General features: G+C 68.0%; 17 protein-coding genes. All 17 read right to left on the bottom strand.

The window, feature by feature from the left end:
• Positions 1-271: 271 nt before the first annotated feature.
• Positions 272-3256 (bottom strand): bifunctional [glutamine synthetase] adenylyltransferase/[glutamine synthetase]-adenylyl-L-tyrosine phosphorylase, encoded by a 2985-nt coding sequence (locus tag LC062_RS04185; protein ID WP_224909739.1) that lies wholly within the window; start codon positions 3254-3256, stop codon positions 272-274.
• Positions 3228-4661, bottom strand: coding sequence for a sensor histidine kinase (locus LC062_RS04190; RefSeq protein ID WP_224909740.1), 1434 nt, complete (start codon positions 4659-4661; stop codon positions 3228-3230). The genes LC062_RS04185 and LC062_RS04190 overlap by 29 nt, the downstream gene beginning before the upstream one ends.
• The gene (locus LC062_RS04195) at positions 4645-5325 is read right to left on the bottom strand and encodes a response regulator transcription factor (protein ID WP_224909741.1); all 681 of its coding nucleotides are present in this window, start codon (positions 5323-5325) and stop codon (positions 4645-4647) included. Before LC062_RS04195 ends, LC062_RS04190 begins: the two co-directional genes overlap by 17 nt.
• 211 nt (positions 5326-5536) lie before the next feature.
• Positions 5537-7069: a Do family serine endopeptidase gene (locus LC062_RS04200; RefSeq protein WP_224909742.1), complete on the bottom strand. Its 1533-nt coding sequence runs from the start codon at positions 7067-7069 to the stop codon at positions 5537-5539.
• Between the two features lie 99 nt (positions 7070-7168).
• Complete coding sequence (locus LC062_RS04205) at positions 7169-8455, bottom strand: bifunctional alpha/beta hydrolase/OsmC family protein (protein ID WP_224909743.1); 1287 nt, start codon at positions 8453-8455, stop codon at positions 7169-7171.
• A 101-nt stretch (positions 8456-8556) separates the two neighbouring features.
• A complete protein-coding gene (locus LC062_RS04210; protein WP_224909802.1) occupies positions 8557-9048 on the bottom strand; it encodes a cytochrome c-type biogenesis protein in 492 nt (163 codons plus the stop codon).
• A gap of 11 nt (positions 9049-9059) precedes the next feature.
• Positions 9060-11036: a heme lyase CcmF/NrfE family subunit gene (locus tag LC062_RS04215; RefSeq protein ID WP_224909744.1), complete on the bottom strand. Its 1977-nt coding sequence runs from the start codon at positions 11034-11036 to the stop codon at positions 9060-9062.
• Positions 11037-11109: 73 nt separating this feature from the next.
• Positions 11110-11547: a cytochrome c maturation protein CcmE gene (ccmE, locus tag LC062_RS04220; RefSeq protein ID WP_224909745.1), complete on the bottom strand. Its 438-nt coding sequence runs from the start codon at positions 11545-11547 to the stop codon at positions 11110-11112.
• Between the two features lie 76 nt (positions 11548-11623).
• Positions 11624-12817, bottom strand: a complete 1194-nt coding sequence (gene ccmI / locus LC062_RS04225; RefSeq protein ID WP_224909746.1) for a c-type cytochrome biogenesis protein CcmI — start codon at positions 12815-12817, stop codon at positions 11624-11626.
• Between the two features lie 101 nt (positions 12818-12918).
• Positions 12919-14310 (bottom strand): hypothetical protein, encoded by a 1392-nt coding sequence (locus LC062_RS04230; RefSeq protein WP_224909747.1) that lies wholly within the window; start codon positions 14308-14310, stop codon positions 12919-12921.
• 182 nt (positions 14311-14492) lie between these two features.
• The gene (locus tag LC062_RS04235) at positions 14493-14945 is read right to left on the bottom strand and encodes an RT0821/Lpp0805 family surface protein (RefSeq protein ID WP_224909748.1); all 453 of its coding nucleotides are present in this window, start codon (positions 14943-14945) and stop codon (positions 14493-14495) included.
• 172 nt (positions 14946-15117) lie between these two features.
• Positions 15118-16530 (bottom strand): sensor histidine kinase, encoded by a 1413-nt coding sequence (locus LC062_RS04240; RefSeq protein WP_224909749.1) that lies wholly within the window; start codon positions 16528-16530, stop codon positions 15118-15120.
• Complete coding sequence (locus LC062_RS04245) at positions 16523-17200, bottom strand: response regulator transcription factor (RefSeq protein ID WP_224909750.1); 678 nt, start codon at positions 17198-17200, stop codon at positions 16523-16525. The genes LC062_RS04240 and LC062_RS04245 overlap by 8 nt, the downstream gene beginning before the upstream one ends.
• 63 nt (positions 17201-17263) lie before the next feature.
• Positions 17264-17599: a PepSY domain-containing protein gene (locus LC062_RS04250; RefSeq protein WP_224909751.1), complete on the bottom strand. Its 336-nt coding sequence runs from the start codon at positions 17597-17599 to the stop codon at positions 17264-17266.
• A 91-nt stretch (positions 17600-17690) separates the two neighbouring features.
• Positions 17691-18110 carry a hypothetical protein gene (locus LC062_RS04255; RefSeq protein WP_224909752.1) on the bottom strand — a complete coding sequence of 140 codons (420 nt, stop codon included), beginning with the start codon at positions 18108-18110 and terminating at the stop codon, positions 17691-17693.
• Positions 18107-19117 (bottom strand): lysozyme, encoded by a 1011-nt coding sequence (locus LC062_RS04260; protein ID WP_224909753.1) that lies wholly within the window; start codon positions 19115-19117, stop codon positions 18107-18109. The genes LC062_RS04255 and LC062_RS04260 overlap by 4 nt, the downstream gene beginning before the upstream one ends.
• Positions 19118-19168: 51 nt before the next feature.
• A partial coding sequence (locus tag LC062_RS04265) for a baseplate multidomain protein megatron (protein WP_224909754.1) occupies positions 19169-21909 on the bottom strand: 2741 nt, incomplete at its 5' end.

Here is a 21909-nt window from a genome sequence, read left to right on the forward strand (position 1 = left end):
AGCCAGAAGACTGGCATTTCCAATAGACTGGAACCGAAAGGCCGTGCCTCCCCGATCCCGGCTCGGGGGCCGGGAGGACGCCGAGGCGCGGGGCAACGACTTCCACCATACGCAGGAGCTCCGTCATCCCCGATCCCCGCATGATAGACGAGTTCACCGCAATGAGTTGATGACGCACTGAAAGGGCTTTGTCATCACCCGCAGGACGCCTGAGGCGTCCCGCCGCGCGTCCTGCCAATCAGCCGCACTTCCAGTCCAGCCAGTCGCTGGTTCAGCCGGTCGCTTCCTTCTCCGCTTTCACCGGACCGACGATCCGCTCGAAACAGGCGCGGACGTCCCCTTGCATTTCCGCCAGGCGATGTTCCAGATGGGCGAAATCCGGTGCCTCGCCAGCATGAACCAGGAGATCGCGCACGCCTTTGGGCACCTCTTCGGCCCTGAACCGGCCTTCCAGCGCCAGACGCTGCACCTGGGTCAATGCATGATAGGTCCGGCCGGCCGGCAGCAGCACTTCCGCATCCTCCGGCGCCAGGAAGCCGGAACGCAGGCAGCGTTCCAGCGCGGTTTCGGTGGTCTGTGACAGGATGCCGGAATCCGCGGCAGCGTTGACCAGTTGCAGGAACTGGGCAATGAACTCGATGTCGACCAGACCGCCGGCGACCTGCTTCAGATCCCAGATGTCCTTGCTGCCCTTCTCCGCTTCGATCCGGGCGCGCATCGCCGCCACCTCGCCGGCCACCGCCGCACGGTCGCGCGGCCGGGCCAGCGTCTCGCGAATGGTGGCCTCGATCCGGGACTGGAACGCCGGGGTGGAAGCGCAGATCACGCGGGCACGGGTCAGCGCCATGTGCTCCCAGGTCCAGGCATCCTTGACCTGATAGTCCTCGAAGGCGGAAAGGCGGGTGGCCAGCGGCCCGGCATTGCCCGAGGGCCGCAGGCGGAAATCGACCTCGTAAAGCCGCCCTTCGGCGGTCGGCGCGGAGAGCGCCGCCACCAGCCGCTGGGTCAGGCGAATGAAATACTGCCCCGGTGCCATCGGCCGCTTGCCGTCGGTCGCGGTCACCGCCTCGTCATGCTCATAGAGCAGGATCAGGTCGAGATCGGACGAGGCGGTCATCTCCCGCCCGCCGAGCTTGCCCATGGCCAGCACTGCCCAGTCCGCGCCGGGCAGACGTCCGTGGTTCTCCGCCACATGGTCGATCACATGCGGCAGCAGGCCGGCGACGATCTGCTCCGCCAACCGGGCCAGCGCCTCGCCCACCTGATTGGGAGTGAGAGTATCGGAGAGAAGCCGCAGGCCGATCAGGAACTGTTGTTCCTGGGCGAAGATCCGCGCCCGATCGAGCGCGTCCTCGTAGAAACGAGCCAGCTTCAAGGTCCGCTCCAGACCGGCGGCAAATTCCGGCGAGGTCGGCATCGGCCCGAAAAACGCCGGATCCAGCACCGCGTCGAGCACATGCACCCGCCGCGACACCACTTCGGCCAGGCGCGGCGCCGCGCCCATCACCGTTGCCAACAGCTTCAGGAGTTGCGGATTGGAGCGCAGCAGGGAGAAGAGCTGCACACCGGCCGGAAGTTTCGACAGGAAGCCATCGAAGGCAAGCAGTGCCTGATCGGCATTGTCGGTGCCGGCCAGTGCGTCAAGCAACACCGGATGCAGCTCGGTGAGCCGTTCGCGGGCCTTGGACGAGCGCACCGCCGGATAGCGGCCGAAATGCCAGGCGCGGATGATCCGCGCCGCCTCGCGCGGGCGCTTGTAGCCGAGCCGCGACAGGGTCTCCAGGGTGCCCGGGTCGTCATCGTCGCCGGTGAACACCAGATTGCCGAGTTCAGACGCCAGTTCCGGCTCGTTCTCGAACAGCGCCGAATAGTGGGTCTGCACCGTCGACAACTGAGCACGCAACGCCGCTTCGAATTTCGCCAGATCGGCAAAGCCCATCAGCCGCGCCACCCGCATCCGCTCGGCGTCGTCGGCGGGGAGGATGTGGGTCTGCTCGTCGTTGAGCATCTGGATGCGGTGTTCCACATGGCGCAGGAACACATAGGCGGCGGTCAGCTCGTCGCGGGTCTCACCGGAAATCCACTCCAGCTCCGCCAGGGTCGCCAGCGTCTCCAGCGTGCGCTTGCCGCGCAGTTCGGTAAGCCGCCCGCCGGCGATCAGTTGCTGCGTCTGGGCGAAGAACTCCACCTCACGGATGCCGCCGCGCCCGAGCTTGACGTTGTGGCCGGCAACGGCGATCTGACCATGGCCCTTGTGCACATGGATCTGACGCTTGATCGAGTGCACATCGGCTATCGAGGCATAGTCGAGATACTTGCGCCAGATGAACGGGGCAATCTCCTTCAGGAACGCCTCGCCCGCCGGCACATCGCCGGCACAGGCCCGCGCCTTGATCAGCGCCGCCCGCTCCCAGTTCTGACCAAGGCTTTCGTAGTAAACTAGGGCCGCCGGGATCGACATGGCCAGCGGCGTGGCCCCCGGGTCCGGCCGCAGCCTGAGATCCGTGCGGAACACGTAGCCCTCCGCCGTACGGTCGCCCATGATCTTGACCAGCCGCTTGGTCAGGCGGACGAATTCCACCGGCGCCTCGGCGCCGCCGGTGATCGGCGCATGCTCAGGATCATAAAGGACGATCAGATCGATGTCGGAGGAGTAATTCAGCTCGAAGGCGCCGTATTTGCCCATGGCGAGGGCCACGAAACCGCACCCCTTTTCCGGCCGATCCGGATCATTTGGGGCGAAGCGACCGCGCCGTTCAAGATCCCACAGGCAAAAGCGGATCGCGGCGGTCAGCGCCGCATCGGCGAAGCCGCTGAGCGCGGCGGTCACCGCCGTCAGGTCGAGCGCCCCGCCGATATCCGCCAGCCCGAGGGTCAGCGCCAGATCCTTCTTCAGCGCGCGCAGGCGCGCCATCAGGTCCCCCTCCTCCTCGCAGCGCAGCGCTTCGGCCGCCGCAATCAGCGATCGCACGCGCTCGGCCGGCACGCTGGTGAGGATCTCCCCAAGGCGCGGCGGATCGGAGCAGGCAAGATCGCGCAAGTAGGGCGCGTTCGACAGCACGCCGCCGAGGAAGGTTTCCGCCTTGTGCCGGCTTTCCTTACCGTCCAGCATGGCCAGCGCCGGCTCCAGATCGGCAAGGGTCGCCTCGGCCACCGCCGCGTCCCGCGCCTCCGGCAGGACGGTCAGCGCCGCCATCAAGGGCGCCATCGCACCCGCACCTTGCGTCTCACCCACCATCTCCAACGCCACCTTCATTCCCCTGCTTTCCCGCCTTCGCCTTGCCCAGCGGCAGCTCCAGCGCCGCCCTCAACCCCGGCGCGGCGTCCTCCAGCACGAGCCGCCCGCCATGCAGCCGGGCCACCGCGTTGACGAGACTGAGCCCCAGTCCCGACCCGGGCAGGTTGCGACTGGCCTCCAGCCGGACGAACCGCTGCACGGCTCGCGTCCGGTCGGCCTCGCCAATCCCCGGACCATGATCGCGGACCGACAGCCGCACCTCGTCGCCGGTCCGCGCCACCGCCAGTGTCACCTTTAGCGGATCCGCCCCTTCCGGCGTACCGTATTTCAACGCATTCTCGATCAGATTGATCACCGCCTGAACCAGCAGCTCGCGATTTCCATGCAGACCGAGGCCAGACGCGGCCTCCACGGTGAGGCTGCCGCCCGCATCCTCCACCACGGGGGCGTAGAGTTCCGCCACCTCAGCGACAAGTTCTCCCGCATCGAGATCAACAAGCGCCGCGTCGGAGGAGCCCGCCTCGATGCGCGCAATCCGCAGAAGCGCATCGAAGGTGCGGATCAAGCCGTCGCAATCCTCGATGGTGCGAGACAGGGCATCATCACTTGGCGCGCCCTCCCCGCCCTGGCGCATCGCCTCCTCCAGCCGGTTGCGCATCCGCGTCAGCGGCGTCTTCAGGTCATGGGCGATGTTGTCGGAGACCTCCTTCAGCCCCTGCATCAGCGCCTCGATGCGCTCCAGCATGGCGTTGAGGCTGACCGCCAGCCGGTCGAATTCATCGCCGCTGCCATCGACCGGCAACCGCTCCGACAGATCCCCTTGCATGATCCGCTGACCGGTGGCCGACATGGCGTCGATGCGTTTCAGCACCCGGCGGCTGACGAACACCCAGGTCACCAGCCCGAGCGCGGCGATCACGAACAGCCAGAAGCGCATGGCCTCGGACAGAAGATCGCGGAAAAACTGATGCTCGCGCAGGTCCCGGCCGACCAGCAGGCGGAAACCGCCGCTGAGCTGGAACACCCGGACAAAGGCCTCGCGCTTGGCGCCGCCGCCGAACGGCGCGTAGGAGACCCGCTGCAACTCACCGCTTTCACCGGAGAAAACCCGCTCGCCGAGCCCTTCCACATTGCCCGCCAGCACGTTGCCGGCGAAATCCGTGACCAGATAGAGGCTCGCACCGGGCTGGCGCGCCCGCGCGTCGATGGTGGCGACAAGGCCGCGAATGCCGCCGGTGCGGTAGCGCTCGGCCAGACCGGAGATTTCCGCATCGACCGTTTCCACCACCTGCTCATGCAGCAGCGAGGCGGTGTTCTGGGAGAGGTAGACGATCACCGCACCGGAGGCGAGCGTCAGCGCCGCCAGATAGATCAGCGCCAGCTTGAACGCGGTGGTGCGGAACAGCTTACCGAGAGATGTCACGGATCGTGTACCCGGCGCCTCGGATGGTGTGCAGCAGCGGCTTGTCGAAGTCCTTGTCGATCTTGCCCCGCAGCCGCGAGATATGCACATCGATCACATTGGTCTGCGGGTCGAAGTGATACTCCCACACATGCTCCAGCAGCATGGTCCGGGTCACCACCTGACCGGCGTTCTGCATCAGATATTCCAGCAGCTTGAACTCACGCGGCTGCAAGGGAATGTCCTGCCCACCGCGCGAGACGGTGTGGCTCAGCCGGTCCAGCACCAGATCGCCGACGGTGTAGCGGGTCTCCACCTCCTGCTGGCGCGGCCTTCGGCCAAGCGCCTCGACCCGGGCCAAAAGCTCAGAGAAGGCATAGGGCTTGGGCAGATAGTCGTCGCCGCCGGCACGCAGGCCGGTCACCCGGTCATCGACCTGGGCCAGCGCCGACAGCACCAGCACCGGGGTGTGGTTGCCTTCGCCGCGCAAGGTGGAGACCACCGACAGACCATCGCGCTTGGGCAGCATCCGGTCGACCACCAGAACGTCATAGGGCGCGGTCGCGGCCAGCTCATAGCCCGCCTCGCCATCGGCGGCATGGTCGACCACATGCCCCGCCTCGCGCAGGGCCTTGGCCAGATAGTTGGCCGCTTCGACATCGTCTTCGACAATCAAAATACGCATGATGGTCTGGATTTCACCGTTGCTGGCGGGGTGGACGTGGACGGCGCGCAAACCGGCCCGCCGGAGAAGCTCTCCGCGCGCACCGGTCGCCATATCGGATCCTGCCCGATTTAACACAGAAAGGTTGACCAATTTCCAGCCGGGCGAAGACCCGAACGGATCACCCCGCCAGATGGCGGGATGATCCCTGTTTTCAAGTCAGGTCGCCGGATCAGCCGCGAGCAACCGGCACCGCCACGAAGCGGGTGGCGGCATCGCCGCGCTGGACACGCATCAGCACCGCCTTGCGACCCTTTTCATCGGCAGCGAGCACCGCCTCGGCCACATCGCGCGGGGCGTTCACCTCGCGGCCGGCGATCTCCAGGATCACGTCACCACGACGCAGGCCCTTCTCGCTGGCGGTGCTGTCGGGCGCCACATCGGTAACGACCACACCACGTTCTCCGGCACCGACCGCCTTGGCGGAGGCGAGTTCAACCCCGAGCTCCTCAACAAAGGCCGAGCCCTTGTCCCCGGACTTGCCAGCGCGGGCAGCCAGCTTGCCCGGCTCCTTCAATTCGCCCAGCGTCACGACGACGGTCTTCTCCTTGCCATCGCGCCAGATCGACAGGTCGACCTTGCTTTCCGGCGGGTAGCTGGCGATCTTGCGCGCAAGATCGCGCGGCCCGTCGACAGTCTTGCCATCGACCTTCAGGATCGTGTCGCCGGACTGAACGCCCGCCGCCAGCGCCGGGCTGTCATCCTGAGCCTCGGCGACGATCGCGCCCTTGGCCTCGGTCAGACCGATGCTCTCGGCGATATCCTCGGTCACCGGCTGGATCTGCACGCCGAGCCAGCCGCGCACCACCGTGCCATCGTCGCGCAGGTCAGCAACAATATCCGTTGCCGTGGACGCGGGAATGGCGAAGGCGATGCCGACGTTGCCGCCGGAGGGCGAGAAGATCGCCGCGTTGACGCCAATCACCTGGCCCTTGGTGTTGAAGGCCGGGCCGCCGGAATTGCCCCGGTTGACCGGTGCGTCGATCTGGATGAAGTCGTCATAGGGACCGGCGCCGATGTCGCGGCCACGGGCCGAGACGATGCCGGCGGTCACCGAGCCGCCCAGGCCGAACGGATTGCCGACCGCGACCACCCATTCGCCGACCTCCGGCGCGTCATCGGCGAATTCCACGTAGGTGAACTTGGTGTCCGCATCGACCTTCAGCAGTGCCAGATCGGTGCGTTCGTCCGAGCCGATAAGGCGGGCGTCGTACTCATGCCCGTCATCGGTGACGATGGTGAACTCCGTGCCGTTTGAGACCACATGTTCGTTGGTCACCAGATAGCCGTCATCAGTGATGAAGAAGCCCGAGCCCTGGCTCTGGCCGAAGCGCTTGGGACCGCCGCGCTCCCCGCCCTGGCCGCGCCCATCCTCACCGAAGCGGCGGAAGAAACGGTAGAGCGGGTGGTCGGACGGCAGGTTCTCAAAGCCCGGCATGCCACCCGGGGCCGACATCATCTTCGGCTGAACCTCGGTGCGCACCCGCACACTGACCACCGCCGGTTTCACGCCGGCAACCACTGCGGCAAAGCTCTGCGGCGCGGCGGCATCGACGCGCACCGGATCGGCCAGAGCGAACTGGCCCGGAACGAGGGTCTGGGCGGTCAGGGCGCCGGCGAGACCCAGCGCGACCGCACCAGCCAGCACGCTGGCACCGCGCGAGCGGGAGCGGCGGGGCGCCTTGATTTCACGAATGTCACGCATGTCGGTTCTCCACGTCTTGGATCGAAACTCGTCAGGTCCGGTGGCTGCGTCCTTGCGCCGCCGGTCCCTGTTGTCCCGTCCTATATGGAGACCGCCGCCTTACCGCTGCCTGTCGGCGGGATTAAGCTTTTGTAATGTTGCCGATACCGGCTCTTCCTCTTCCAGCCGGGTCACCACCAGGGCGCCGGCCTCCAACGTCCGGTGCACCGGGCATTTGTCGGCAATTTCCTGCAGGCGCTGACGGGTGGCCGCGTCGAGGCTGCCCTCGATCCGCAGCACCCGGTCGAACCGGTCGATGCGCCCGCCCTTGCCCTTCAGATCCTCGTCGCACTCCATGCAGTCATCGGCATGAACCTTGGCGTGATAGACCCGCGTGGAGATCCGGTCGACGGCAATCCCCTTGCGTTCGGCATACATGCGCAGGGTCATCACCGTGCAGGCGCCGAGCGCGGTCGACAGGTAGTCATAGGGCGACGGGCCGCTGTCGAAACCGCCCACTGCCTCTGGCTCATCGGCCAGCATCCGGTGCGCACCGCTCGTGACCATCGCCTGGAACTTGCCCTGCCCGGTTTCGCTGACGAGCACGCCGGGGCTCGCCTCCTCTTCCGCCTCAGACGCCTCGCTGGCGAGATAGCGGGCGGCCCACGCGGCGATCACCCCGGCGGCATAGATTGCATCCGCCGGATTGCTGAGCAGGTGATCGGCGGTGTCGAGCGAGACGAAGCTTTTCGGATGCTTCGCCGCCACGAACAGCGCGGTCGCGTTGTCGATGCCGACGATCTCGTCCCGAGGCGCGTGCATGACGAGCAGAGCCTTCTTCAGATGCTCCACCTTGCCGCGCACGCTGTGGCCGGCGATGTCATCGAGGAACTGCCGGCGGATGGTGAAGCTGCGGCCATCGAGCGTGACGTCCGCCTCGCCTTGCACGCGGATGGTCTCCAGATCGCCGCGGAAATTATGCACCACATGCTCGGCATCGGCCGGGGCGCCGATGGTCGCCACAGCCACCGCTTCGGGAATTTCGCTCGCCACCGCCAGCATCGCCGCCCCGCCCAGCGAATGACCGATCAAGAGGCGCGGCGCCTCGTAATTGGCGCGCAGGAAGGCCGCCGCCTTCAGCAGATCGCCGACATTGGAGGAAAAGTTGGTGGAGGCGAAGTCGCCGCCCGAACCGCCAAGGCCGGTGAAGTCGAACCGCAGGACGCCAATCCCCTCGCGGGTCAGGGCCTCAGAGATCCGCCGCGCCGCCACCAGATCCTTGGAACAGGTGAAGCAATGGGCGAACAGCGCATAGGCGCGGACCGGGCCGGTCGGCAGGTCCAGACGGGCAGCCAGTTCCGCGCCTTGTGCGCCGGGGAAAGTCAGTCGAATGGGGGTCGCGGACAAATCGGTCTCTCCCTGTTCACGCGCGCCGGAGGATCAATGCGCCGCCGGGCAAGGCTAGGTCGGAACTCAAGAAGGGGGAACAAAAGCGGCGGGCCGGCGGCTCACTTGCCGTCGGCACCCTTGTCCAGCAACCGGTCCAGCGCGGCCTGCTCTTCGGCGCTCAACCCCGTGGGCTCACCCACCGTGCCGGCGACCGTGCGCCGCCGCGCGTTCATCACCAAGACGAACGCACCGATCAACAGCATCGCCGGCGCGATGGTCCACAGAAGCAGCGTGTGCATGGAAAAGCGCGGCTTCAGGAGCACGAACTCGCCATAGCGCGAGACGAGGAAATCGATCACCTCGCCATTGCTGTCACCGGCGACAAGACGCTCGCGCACCAGAATGCGCAGATCCTTCGCCAGCGGCGCGTCGCTGTCGTCGATGGACTGGTTCTGGCAGACCAGGCAACGCAGGTCCGCCGATAAATCGCGGGCCCGCTGCTCCAGAACCGGATCGGACAACACCTCATCGGGCGCCACCGCCCGGGCAGGAACCGGACCGAGCAGGGCAACCGTCATCATCGCCAGAAGGCAGGCGGACAGAATGCGCATCATCGCCCCCCCTATTCCGCTGGAACCATGCGCTGGCGCGCCGGCTTCGGAGCTCCGACGCGCAAGCGCCGGTCGAACAGCGACAGCGCACCGCCAAAGGCCATCACCAGACAGCCGAGCCAGATCAGCGTCACCAGCGGCTTGTGGTAGACGCGGATATCCGCGCCGCCGTCGTCATGCACCTCACCGATCGACACATAGACCTGCGAAAACCCGAAGGTGACGATGCCCGCTTCGGTGGTCGGCATCTTCCGGGCGGTGTAGAGCCGCTTGGCCGGATCGGTTTCGGCCACCTTGACGCCGCCCTTGAGGATGTCGAAATGGCCGACGTCGTCGATGTAGTTGGGGCCGGTGCGACGGGCGAGACCGCCGAAGGTCAGGGTGTTATCGGCGACCGTCACGCTCTCGCCCGGCCGGATCGTCACCACCTTTTCCACCTGGAAAGCGGTGGCGGCCACAAGACCGAGCACGGTGACGCCGATGCCGATATGGCCGAGCGCTGCGCCCCAGGCGGCGCCCGGCAGCCCGACCAGCCGGCGCAGGCCGGTCGACAGGCCCACCTGGGCGAAGCGGGCGCGGGAGAGAATTTCCGCCGCCGCCCCGGCGATCACCCAGATGCCGAGACCGAAGCCGAGCGCAGCCAGAATGCGATCCACCCCTTGCAGCCAGGCAACCAGCAGCGTTGCCGCCAGCGCCAGCCCGAGGGCGGCATAGAGCCGCTGCGACACCGCATAAAGATCCCCGCGTTTCCAGGCCAGCAGCGGCCCGAACGGCATGGCGATCAGCAGCGGCACCATCAGCGGGCCAAAGGTCAGGTTGAAGAACGGCGGGCCGACCGAGATCTTCTCACCGCCGACCACTTCCAGCGCCAGCGGATAGAGGGTGCCGACGAAGACGGCAACGGCGGAGACCGTCAGCAGAAGGTTGTTCAGCACCAGCGCGCCCTCGCGGCTGACCGGCGCGAACAGGCCGCCCTGTTTCAGCAGCGGCGCCCGCCAGGCGTAGAGCGCCAGCGAGCCGCCGACGAAGATCGTCAGGATGCCGAGGATGAAGGTGCCGCGCATCGGATCGGTGGCGAAGGCATGAACGCTGGTCAGCACCCCGGAGCGCACCAGGAAGGTGCCGAGCAGCGACAGGGAGAAGGTCAGGATCGCCAGAAGCACGGTCCAGACCTTCAGCGCGCCGCGCTTTTCCAAGACGATCGCCGAATGCAGCAGCGCGGTGCCGGACAGCCAGGGCATCAGCGAGGCGTTCTCCACCGGATCCCAGAACCAGTAGCCGCCCCAGCCCAGCTCGTAATAGGCCCAGTAGGAGCCCATGGCGATGCCGAGGGTCAGGAACATCCAGGCCAGCAGTGTCCAGGGACGGACCCAGCGTGCCCAAGCCGCATCGACCCGGCCGAGGATCAGCGCGGCGGCAGCGAAGGAGAAGGTGATGGAAAAGCCGACATAGCCGACGTAGAGCAGCGGCGGATGGATCGCCAGACCGACGTCCTGCAGGATCGGGTTGAGATCGTTGCCTTCCATCGGCGCCGGCGACAGGCGCAGGAACGGATTGGACGTCACCAGCAGGAACAGCAGGAACGCAAAGCTCACCATGCCCTGAACGCCCAGGGTCGCGGCCCGCAGTTCGGTGGGAATGTTGCGTCCGAAGGCGGCGACCAGCGCGCCGAACAGCACCAGGATCAGCACCCACAGCAGCATCGAGCCTTCGTGGTTGCCCCAGACGCCGGTCAGCTTGTAGAGGAACGGCTTGGCCGAATGCGAGTTCTCAACGACGTTCAGAACGGAGAAATCGGAGGTCGCATAGGCCATGGTCAGCGCGGCAAAGGAGATGCCGACGAACAGGAACATCATGCCCGAGACCGGCGGAGCCACCGCCATCATCCGGTCATTGCCGGTCACCGCGCCCCAGACCGGCAGCACCGACTGAACCAGCGACAGGATCAGCGCGAGAATCAGCGCGTAGTGTCCGATTTCAACGATCATCCCGGCCGTCTCCCCAGTGGTGCGCGCACCTTAGTCATTGGCGCCAAGGTCGCGGCGCCGTTTGCAGCGAAGGTCATTCCTCGCCCTGCCAGACGCCCTTGCCCTTGAGCGCCTCGGCGACTTCCTTCGGCATGTAGTTCTCGTCATGCTTGGCGAGAACGCTGTCGGCATGAAACCAGCCATCCGGCTTCATCACGCCTTCGGCAACCACACCCTGCCCCTCGCGGAACAGGTCCGGCAACAGGCCCACATAAACCACCTGCACCGTCTCTTCCGTGTCGGTCACGGAGAAGCGAACCTCCGCCCCGTCCCGGCGCTCGACGGTGCCATCGGCGACAAGACCGCCGAGGCGAATGCGCTGGCCGTCCGGATGCGTCTTGCCGACAATATCGCTCGGGCTCTGGAAAAACACGATCTGGTCGTTGAGGGCAAACAGGATCAGCCCCACCGCCACGGCCAGCACGCCGCCGGCGGCCGCGATCATCGAAAGGCGTCTTTGCTTGCGGGTCATGGTGTTCTCGTCCCCGTCATCTCGTCTGGTTGTACCGGCCGCCGGATCGCTCCGGCGAAGTCCCGGCCGATCCGGCTCAGGATCCGATCCCGAGCTCCTCGGCCAGGCCGCGCAGTTTCGCCTGCGCCACCGGATCATCCTTTAGCGCAACAAGCGCCCGGTCCTTGACTTCGCGCAAGCGGGGGCCATCGCCCATCACCGCCAGCGCCCGCATCAGCCGCATCCATTCCTCGGCGGTGCCACCCTCCGCGCTCAGGCGGGTGTCGAGCTGGTCGACCATGCCCCTGATCATCTCGGCGCGGTCGCTGGCGGACATCTCGGCGGCGGCGGCCATGGCCTCGCGATCCGGTCCCGGCAGCGCCGGCGACGGCGGAACCTCGGCACCGAGCTTCGCCATTTCCATGCGCACCGCCTCGACCCAGGCTTCGCCGCCCTTTGCCTCGGCCAAGAGCGCCTTCCAGGCGGTAATGGCCTCGTCCTTGCGGTTTTCCTGGCCAAGCGCCAAGGCAAGGAAGAATCTGGGTTTGACCGCCTTCGGGTCAAGCGCAACGGCACGGTCGAATGCGGCCCGCGCCTCCGCCGTGACGATGCCCTCGGCAAGGATCACCAGCGCTTCGCCAAGATCGGTTTCCCGGCGCTCGTCCGAGCCCACGAGCCGGATGGCATTGCGATAGGCGACGACCGCATCCCCGGTCCGGCCAAGGCGCATGTAGACCGGCGCCAGCACGTCCCAGCCACGTCCATCATTGGGATTGTCGGCCAGATGCTGCTCCACCTTGGCGACAAGCGCCGCCATCGAGCGGTTCTGCTGCGTGTCCTCAAGCCGCGCGGACAGCGGCTGGTCGGCGAGGTCCGGCGACCCGAGCGCCAGATAGGTGAAAAGAGCGGCGGCGGGAATGGCGATGACCACCGCCACCTGCAACAGGCCGCTCGCGCCGCGCCGTGCCGGGCTTCCGGGCAGGGAGGCCGCAGCGTCCGCCTTGTCTTTCGTGCCGGTCGCCGCGTCTGCCGCACCGGAGGCCTCCGCCTCGCGGCTGGCCGCCAGCAGCCGCCGGGCGATCTCGGTGCGGGCGGCGGTTGCCGCCTCCTCCGACACCAGCCCCCGGTCGAGGTCGCGCTCGATCTCGTCGAGCTGGGCGCGGTAAACCTCCGCGTCATGGGCTGCGGCGGGCGCATGCCCGCGTCGTCCGCGGGCCAGCGGGACCAGCACCGCAAGCGCGGCGGCGACGGTCAATAGCGCAAAGGCGATCCATAGGGTCATACCGGGCATATAGACCGCGCATTTGCGGTTTTCGCAAGAGCCGGCACCCTGTGACAGGCGGTCGCGGGGAAAGAAGTTGACCGCCGGGTGCGCTCACCTGGGCGAACCGGTCAACCGGTGGCCCGCGTCTCTTGTGTCCGCGAAGACAGGGCGGCCTTGCGGCTGCGACGCAAGAGGTCGGCATAATCCTTGCCGAAATGGGTTTCGCACAGGCAGATCGCGGTATCGACGGCGGCGAGATGGGCCGAAAGCCGGGCCTCAGGCGAATCGGCCAGGGCGCCCAGCAAGGCCCGGGTCTTGATCTCCAGCGTCTGGTCCAGCGCCTGCCGGGTGCGGGCGGTGATCTCATTCGCCGCCAGGCTTTCCGCCGCATCGCGCATCCGGCTGAGCAGCAACACCCCGCGCTTGGCCTCCTCGATGGTCGGCGTATCGATCTGCGGCTGACCATCGCCATCGAGCTGCGGCACCGCCAACGCACGGCGGATGTTGCTGGCCGCCGCCTCCAGCTCGCCGGTGATGAAGCGGGACAGGGAGCGGCGTGTCGCCGCGATCCGCCGGTGCCACTCCGGCGCCTCCTCCAGCTCAAATTGCCGATCGAGGGTCTTGACCAGCGCATGATAGCCACCGAGCGCCTCGAACAGCACCGTGTTGGAAAAGCCGCCACACACAATCGCGGCGAACCGTTCCGCCTCGGAAAACGCCATTTCCGCGAAGGCCGCATAGGGCGAGGCCGCGATCTTCCTGAGGCTCGGCGTCTCCGCCAGATTGCTTGCCAGCAGCAACAGGGCTTCCGGCGCCTCCACCCGGCGCAGCACCACCGCCGCGATCATGATCGCGTGATCGCGCTTGCGGTCGGTCACCGCCTTGATCCGCCGGAGCGACGGGCTGCCCGGCTTGAAGTCCCAGACGGTGAGGCGTTCCGGCAGGCTTTCACGCAGCGGATCGAGCCAGGAAATACCGTGGAAGGCCTCCATCATGTCCGCCAGATCGCGCAGCGCCCGTTCGCCGCCCACCTGCATGGCCAGCCGCTGGCGCGCCCGGTCATCGACCCGTGCGGCTGCGATTTCCTCATCGATCCGCGGCATCACCAGATCACGCAGGTCCTCGGCAAGCGTCGCCACCTCTTCCGGCTCCACCTCCAGCCGCAACGCCCGCTCGCCGGCCGAGGCAAAAGCCTCCGGCGCCACATCGCGTTGCAGCCAGGTCCAGATCAGCGGCAGGCTCGCCCGGGTGATCCGGCCGCGCTCCTTGTGCGGCAGGTTCTCATCGACCAGGAGATCGGCGATGGGCGCAAAAAACATCCGCTGCAGCCAGTCGCGGCGCGGCTGGCGCGGCAGCCGGTCCACCTCTCCGCGCCGGGACGCCGCGATACAGGCATCGAGGATAAGATCGATATGCGGATCGTCCGTGCCACGCGCCCGCGCATTCTCCAGCCCGCGCATCAGCGTGCGCAGCGCCTGCACCGACAGCGCGTCGAGATAGGATCGGATTTTCACACTCAATTGGTGCCGGTCCGGCATCGGCTTCCGCTCGACGACAACAGGGTTTGGAAATGAGGTATGACCTTCGCAGAAAAGGATTAATCAATGCTTGGCAGCGCCCCGGGCCATACACGGGCCGGCGCCGGAGACGCCTGCCCGCGCCCGTCCAGCGACAAAAAGTTACGTAACGTCAGATACTAAACTCAGGTAATCGGCTGCCAGCCGCCGCCCTGACCGCGACAGGCGGAGCCGCGCATCGAGCGCTCCCCGTCCTTCAGAAGCAGCACATGGGTGTAATCCCGGCACAGGATATTGTTGACCTGATAGTTCGGACCGGCGATCACCCGGCCACGCACACCGCTCGACCGGTTGCTCCAGTCAATCGTCTCACCTGTACGATTGGCGCCAAGCGCATTGCGCAAGGCGGTGGCCGCTGCCCGGCGATCCGCGTCCGACAATGCCTGCCCCGCATCGGTCTTCAAGAGGTCGGCGAGCGCGAGATCGGCCTCGCTCTGACGCAGAGGCTGCTCGCGAAAGGCGCTTCCGAGAAAGCCCCCGCCGACGACGATCGAACCATCCGACGGATCGCCCGTCCCGGTGCATCCTGCCATCAGTCCCCCCGCGACGACCACCGCGCCGAGCCTGCCCCAGATCATGTCTGTTTTCCCCGTCCAGCTCACGTCAATTCCGTTCCTGACCCGCGCCGCCGCGCAAGCCCCACCCTAGAGCAACAGGCCCAATGGCTCCATCCATCAAATCTCGGGATCGGCGCCCAAGCGCCGGCCTGCGGCGGGAGAATGACCGCATCGGCCATCCCGTAGCGCAAGGTTACCCATGCCTTTGTGGCCGAACTGCGTCATCGAGGGCGGGCAACACCAGCCGCGCGCACAAGCCGCCGGACGGCGCCGGCTCCAGGGTGAAATTCCCCCCATAGAGCCGCGCCAGATCGACGACGATCGACAGACCCAGCCCGGTTCCCGGCACCGTTTCATCGAGCCGCCGTCCCCGCTGCAGCGCCTCGGTGCATTCCTCCGGCGTCAGCCCGGGACCATCATCGATCACCCGGATGACGAGGGTCTGGCGCGCGCCGCCATCCGGCTCCAGCCCGGCCTCGACCCGCACCCGGCCACGCGCCCATTTGCAGGCGTTGTCGATCAGATTGCCCGCCAATTCCTCAAGATCATGCTCCTCGCCGCGAAAGCGCGGGGCACCCGCGACCTCAAGCGCGAAATCGAGATCCCGGTCGCGGTAGATCTTCGACATGGCGCGAATGAGCCTGGCGAGCACCGGCTCCACCTCGGTGGCCGCGCCGATCACCCGGCGCTGCGCCGCCATGCGCGCCCGTTCCAGATGATGGTCGACCTGGGTGCGCATCAGCACCGCCTGTTCGGACACCTTGTCGGCGAAGGCGCCGGGATGGCCGCGCGCCTCGTTGACAATCACGCTGAGCGGCGTCTTCAGCGCATGGGCCAGATTGCCCACATGGGTACGCGAGCGTTCGACCACCTCCCGATTGGAGCGCACCAGCGCGTTCAGCTCCACCGCCAGCGGCGCCAGTTCCGGCGGCAAATCCTCATCGACCGCCTCCGCATCCCCCTGGCGAACGGCAGCCAGCGAGGCGCTGAGCGCCGCCAGCGGTCTGAGGCCGATCCGCACCTGCAGGAAGATGGCCGCGACCAGCCCGAGCCCCAGCACGAACAGCGTCAGCGCCACCCGCCCGGCGAAGGTCGCCACCCGGGCGTGCAGCTTGGCCGCATCCCCGGCGACGGCGATCAGGTAGGCCACCCCTTCGCCAAAGATGATCTTGCGCTGCAACAGGCGCAGCTCCCCCCCACGCGGACCGGAAATGGTGGAGCGCAGATCGCCGGGACCGGACAGGGGCGGCAACTCCAGCCGGTCGCCGAACAGCGACTGCGAGGCATAGATCATCTCGCCGCTGCGGGCGTTGGTGACGCTCCAGTACCAGCCAGAGGCCGGCAGGTCGAATCGCGGCTCGCCGAGATTGCCCGGTTCCGCCGGCTCTTGCGGCGTGCCGGCGGCCATTTCGCCGACGATCGCCTTCACATAGACGTCCAGCCGGGCATCGAAGGACCGTTCGCTGTCCTCCCGATAGAGCGCGACCAGCACGAACCCGGCCACCGCCAGCGCCAGCACCGACCAGATCGCCGCAACGGTGATCAACCGGGTCGACAGGGCGCGCTTGCCGGATCGGTGCCGCTTGGTGGCCTGCGCCTCAGGCATCGGCGGCGGCATCCCCATCGGAGATCCGGTAGCCGAGCCCGCGCACGGTCTCGATCAGATCGGCATCGACCTTCTTGCGCAGCCGGCCGACGAACACCTCGATGGTGTTGGAATCCCGGTCGAAGTCCTGATCGTACAGATGTTCGATCAGCTCGGTGCGCGAGACGATCCGGCCCTTGTGGTGCATCAGGTAGGAGAGCAGGCGGAACTCGTGCGAGGTGAGCTTGATCGTCATGCCATCGCGGGTGACCTTGCCGGCGCGAATGTCGAGGCGGATCGCGCCGACGCTGATTTCGTTGCTGGCGTGGCCGGCAGCGCGGCGCAGCAGGGCGCGCAGGCGGGCAACCACCTCCTCCATGTGGAACGGCTTGGCGACATAGTCGTCGGCGCCGGCGTCAATGCCGGCCACCTTGTCGCTCCAGCGGTCGCGCGCGGTGAGAATCAGCACCGGCATGGCGCGACCGTCCCGACGCCAGCGCTCCAGCACGCTGAGGCCATCCAGCACCGGCAGGCCGAGATCGAGAACCACCGCGTCATAGGGCTCGGTATCGCCGAGGAAATGCCCCTCCTCGCCGTCATGAGCGGTATCGACCACATATCCGGCTTCCGTCAGGGCCTCGACCAATTGCCGGTTCAGGTCCCGGTCGTCTTCCACCACCAGCAAACGCATTGTTGACGCGATCCTTCGTTTGGAAAAAGTACCGCCGCAGCGGCGTTCGGGTTCATAGCCCGATCAGTTCAGCACCTGACCGGTGCGGGCATCGACCACCCGGGTGACCAGCCGTTCGCCGCTCAAGACCGACAGACGGTACACCAGCCGCCCGCCCTGCTCACACAGTTCGGCACGGACGATCTCCCCCCGCACCGCCCCGGCGATGGCGCCAAGGGGTTGCGCCTGACCGTTGGCGACGGCCGCGCGGGCCTGGGACGGACTGAGGCAGGCGGCCATGGCGGCCTGCGGCACGGCCAGAACGGCGACGGCGGCCAGCACGACGGCGGCGACCTGCCGGCGAAACGCCGGGGCGAAGCCACTGCGCAAGCGGCGGAAGGGGAGAGCGATCCAGAACATGCGGCGACCTTAGCGATTCCTGCCTGAATAGCATATGAACGGAATGCTCATGTCGAGCCGACGCCGGGCAGTCTCAGGCACGCCCCCCGCCCTACCGGCCGCCGCCGCCCGGCCCCTTGCCCGCCCGGGTCGCCCGCACCGCCCCTTGCAGCCCATCGACCAGAAACAGGCTGACGAGAATGCCCCCGGCCCAGTCATCGAGCGGCGCCGGCAGAGCGGCGACATCCCAAGTGAACCCGAAGATGCTGTCGGCGATCACCGCCGTCCACCACAGGCCGAGCGGCAGCACGAACAGCAGCCGCCCGAGCCGGGCGGCGGTGAAGAAATGCCCCTGCTCGGCCAAAAGCACTGCGCGCGCCTCCGCCCGCGCCGCCAGTTCGCCGCGAATGGCCTCAGCCGCCAGATCGGCCGACAGGCGCGCTGCCTCGCTCCGCGCCTCCACCCGGCGGTCCAGATGGGCAAGCAGCAGCCGCGCCAGCGGTTCGGCGACGAGCCGAAGCAGCCCGATCATCGGCCGTCCCCATCCCGACGCCAGCCCGCCGGGCCATCGGTCACATGCCGCAGGAGGATGTTGCCAAGGTTGAGGGCGATCACCACCCACAGCGCCGATTGCGGCGCCAGATGACTGGTCCAGTCCACGCCCGCAAGATAGTGCAGACATTCCAGAAGCAGCGCCGCGCCGGCGGCGAGGCCATTGAGCACGAGGGTCTTCCAGCCACGCATGAGAGGTCCTTTCCGGAACGGGGAAGTGAAGAGATCAGGCAGCCGTCCACGCAGCCGCCAGACCAGCCAGCCGGCAAGGAGGGCCGCAAGGAGCCCCGCCCCGGCCAGCCAGAGGGAGCGGTTGCTGCCCACAGCCAGCAGTGCGGCGGCGCCGGCCGGCAGCAGCGCGACCAGGCCCTTGCGACGCAACAGAGGGCGACGCAACAGGGGGCGACGGAACGAGCGGCGGGGCGCGGCGGTTTTTGTGCGCTCTCCCGCATCCCCTGCCGGACGGGCGGTGCTTTGAGTTTCGGACGTGGCGACATCCGTGCCATCGCCGTAATCACCGGTAAGCAGGAGCCTTGCCTCCTCCCGGCGGCGCCGGACCAGCCCGGCCAGGCGACGACCGCCGGCGGTGGCGTAGTTTTCCGCAAGGATCCGCGCCGCGCCGGTCACGTCGCCCGCCGCCAGCGCGCGCGCCCAGCGCCAGTTCAGCGCGCCGGGCCCAAGGTTGTAGGCAACCGAGCAGCACGCATCGAAGCGGTGCTGCGGCATGGCGCCGAACCGGGCGAGGACCGCCGCGCCGTACTCTTTCTCCACGAGGCGGGCCAGCAACGCCTCGCAGTCCTTGCGTGAGATGCGATCGCCGATGGCGAGCGGGCGGCGATGCCGTTCACGCCACCAGGCGCGGAACACGGCGGAGCGTTCGGTGAAACCGTAGCCGATGGTCACCACCCCCGCCGGATCCCGGTAGGCGCGGGTCACGAGCCCTTCATGCCGCGCGATGAACGCGGCGCCCCTGTCGCTGAGACGCATCGTATTGGTTCTCCTTGTGACGTGACCGGAGGTTCTTGCGTGAGATCGGGGCTAGAGCTGCAGGATCGCCGTTGCCGGCAGCCCGTCGCCCACCATGGCGGAGAGTTGGCGCAGCCGCAGGGTGAAGCTGCTCTGCACCGCGCCGAAGAGCGCCAGTTCCTCCGCTGGATCGAGGCGCAGGCTGGAGGTTTCCACCTCGCGGCTCAACAGCAGCACCGCGCCGGGACCCAGCAACTCGGCCCGATACGCCTCGCGCTCCTCGCCCAGCGGCACGTCCGTGCCGATCCAGCCATCGCCGGCGGTCCGGGTGCGGCGGATCCACGTGAAGAGGACCGCGCCATCGGCCTGGCGGCGCGCCTTGAGGTGCACCGGTGAGAACGGCATCAAGCCCAGGCCGGAGGCGGTGTGGCTCAGGTCCGCCCGCGCCGGACTGTCGAGCGGTGCCCCGGAGGGCACCGCCGTGTACTCGAACGGCAGCCCCAGTTCATCGCGCGACAACGGCAATGCCACCAGCGCCTCGTTCAGCAGCAGAACGCCGGCACCTTCGGGCGCGCCCGCCGCCGCCCCTGCATCGGTGCCGAGCAGCCCGCGCAACAGATCCGTCAGCAGGTAACGGCGCGGCCCGATCAGCTCGGCGGTCTGGAACTGGATGACTTCGATACCCACGCCCGGGACATGCACCGCCAGCGAGTTCGCCCCGCCCAGCACATCCAGCGGCGCGCGGCTGGAAAGCGTGCCGCCATGCAGCTCCACCTCCAGGCTGGCGGCCCGGTCCCAACGGCCGACCGGCCCGGGGGCCAGCGCGGCCTTGGTGGTGCCGAGGATCGCCGGCGCGTCGATGCGCGCGTGCAAGGACGGCGGGGCGCCAGCCTGCGCCCGGTAGACATCGAGCGCACCGGGCCAGGGCACGGCGAAGGCGGCCATGCGCGGAGCGTGCGGGGCCGGATCGTCCGGCAGGGGCGGCAGATCGAGGATCAGGAGCTCCGCCGCGCCGATGGCACCGCGCACCGCACGTGGCCGCGCCTCCCCGCCCCGGGCCTTGCCGTCGGCGCGCGGCGGCGGCATCACCCGGCGGGCGCGCAAACGTCGAAGCAGCCCCTCCTCCACCGCCTCGATGCGCATGTCGACCGGCGCCGCGCTGCCCAGTACCGGATCGGCCGCAAGGGTGACCACATCGCCCGGCTCAATGTCGAGCCGCCCCGGCGGCAGGGCAAGGGTCACTTCCTCCCGCTCACTCCAGCGCCGGGCCAAAAGCCGGTCGGCCAGTGCCCGGGCGCGGCCCGGGTCGAGCGAACCACCCAGATCGAGATCCTCCACCCGGCGGCTGTGGCCTTCGCGCCGGCGCGAGGACACCAGAAAGCGGCGGTGATCGCGGCCACTGTCGCGGGCGGCAACGCGGACTTCCGCCGGCAGGTCCGCATCCTGCGCCCGGCGGATGGAAACGAGCGGCGCGCCAGCCTCCGGCTCGGCGATCCCGTCCGCAGCAAGGCTTGCCACCGGCGGCGACCAGGCCGGGCGAAAGGCGATCACCGCGCCCTGATCGACGGCCACCGCGCCCAGCGCATCGAGCAGCGGCATCAGCACCGAGCGCAAGGTGACCGGGCCGGCCACCGTCATGCCATCGAGGGTGCCGGAGAGCCCGGCACAGCGGAACACGTCCGCCGGCACGCCGAAATCCTCCGCCAGCAGACGGATCATCCCCTCCAGCGACACCCCGCCGAGCCGACCGGTGAGCCAGTGGCCGGTGCGCCAGTTGTCGCCATCGCTCCACAGGTCGGTCTTCACCGGAAAGGCCGGATAGGGCCGCGCGTCCCAACTCCACAGATAGATCCGGTCCGCATCGACCATCGGCCCGCCATAGACCGGCGAGAGCGGGTTGTCGCCGATGCCAAGGCGCGGATGATCGTCGCTCCACCAGGACAGCACCGCCTCCAGCGCCCGGCGCTGGATCAGGTCGTCGCGCCCACCATTGGAAAAATGCGGCAGGGCCGATTCAGAAGATTTGGCGTCGTGAAACACATTCGGCTGGTTGGCCCCGGCATCGACCGCCGGCACGCCGAGTTCCGACAGCCAGATCGGCTTGGACATGGGCACCCAGTCGGTCGGCGCCCCCAGCTCCACCCCGCCGACCCGCTCCACATGCGGGTTCGACCACCAGCCCTTCAGGTCCTTGGCGCGGAACACCCAGGGCTTGGCATGGGCGCCATCGGTGATCGGCGTGCGCAGGCCCGCCGCTCGGTCCTCGGGGCTGGCGTAGTACCAGTCATGATCCTCGCCGCCGGCCACATGGGCGCGCAGGGCGTCGAGGTCGTACGGATCCGTCCGCCCGTCCGGGTCGCCGCCGTGGCGCTGGTCGGCAAGCGGGAAGTAGGCGTCGATCGCCACCGCGTCGATGGCCGGATCGGCCCAGAGCGGATCGAGCGGAAAGCGCAATTCGCCCGCCTCCGGCACGTCGCCGCCATATTCGGTCCAGTCGGCGGCATAGGTCACCTTGGCCGTACCGAGCAGTCCCTTCACATCGCCGGCCAGCGCCTTCAGCGCGGTGACGAAGGGATAGACACCCGGGCCGGAGCGCAGCCGGGTCAGGCCGCGCATTTCCGAGCCGATCAGGAAGGCATCGACCCCGCCGGCGGCGAGCGCCAGATGGGCATAGTGCAGGATGAAGCGCCGGTAGGACCATTCGGCCGGGCCGACATAGCGGATGGTGCCCGCCGGCCAGGTGGAAAACTGCCCCGGCGCCGCGCTGCCGGCGAACGCCGCCACCTCGGCGGCGGCCACCGCGCTGCCGTCCG

The sequence above is a fragment of the Stappia indica genome (assembly GCF_020177335.1).
Lineage (GTDB): Bacteria > Pseudomonadota > Alphaproteobacteria > Rhizobiales > Stappiaceae > Stappia > Stappia indica_B.

Bases quoted from the DNA above. Each gene is read 5' to 3' on its own strand.
- LC062_RS04185 (WP_224909739.1), bottom strand. From the start codon at position 3,256: ATGAAGGTGGCGTTGGAGATGGTGGGTGAGACGCAAGGTGCGGGTGCG.
- LC062_RS04195 (WP_224909741.1), bottom strand. From the start codon at position 5,325: ATGCGTATTTTGATTGTCGAAGACGATGTCGAAGCGGCCAACTATCTG.
- LC062_RS04200 (WP_224909742.1), bottom strand. From the start codon at position 7,069: ATGCGTGACATTCGTGAAATCAAGGCGCCCCGCCGCTCCCGCTCGCGC.
- LC062_RS04210 (WP_224909802.1), bottom strand. From the start codon at position 9,048: ATGCGCATTCTGTCCGCCTGCCTTCTGGCGATGATGACGGTTGCCCTG.
- LC062_RS04215 (WP_224909744.1), bottom strand. From the start codon at position 11,036: ATGATCGTTGAAATCGGACACTACGCGCTGATTCTCGCGCTGATCCTG.
- ccmE (WP_224909745.1), bottom strand. From the start codon at position 11,547: ATGACCCGCAAGCAAAGACGCCTTTCGATGATCGCGGCCGCCGGCGGC.
- ccmI (WP_224909746.1), bottom strand. From the start codon at position 12,817: ATGCCCGGTATGACCCTATGGATCGCCTTTGCGCTATTGACCGTCGCC.
- LC062_RS04235 (WP_224909748.1), bottom strand. From the start codon at position 14,945: ATGATCTGGGGCAGGCTCGGCGCGGTGGTCGTCGCGGGGGGACTGATG.
- LC062_RS04240 (WP_224909749.1), bottom strand. From the start codon at position 16,530: ATGCCTGAGGCGCAGGCCACCAAGCGGCACCGATCCGGCAAGCGCGCC.
- LC062_RS04245 (WP_224909750.1), bottom strand. From the start codon at position 17,200: ATGCGTTTGCTGGTGGTGGAAGACGACCGGGACCTGAACCGGCAATTG.
- LC062_RS04250 (WP_224909751.1), bottom strand. From the start codon at position 17,599: ATGTTCTGGATCGCTCTCCCCTTCCGCCGCTTGCGCAGTGGCTTCGCC.
- LC062_RS04255 (WP_224909752.1), bottom strand. From the start codon at position 18,110: ATGATCGGGCTGCTTCGGCTCGTCGCCGAACCGCTGGCGCGGCTGCTG.
- LC062_RS04260 (WP_224909753.1), bottom strand. From the start codon at position 19,117: ATGCGTCTCAGCGACAGGGGCGCCGCGTTCATCGCGCGGCATGAAGGG.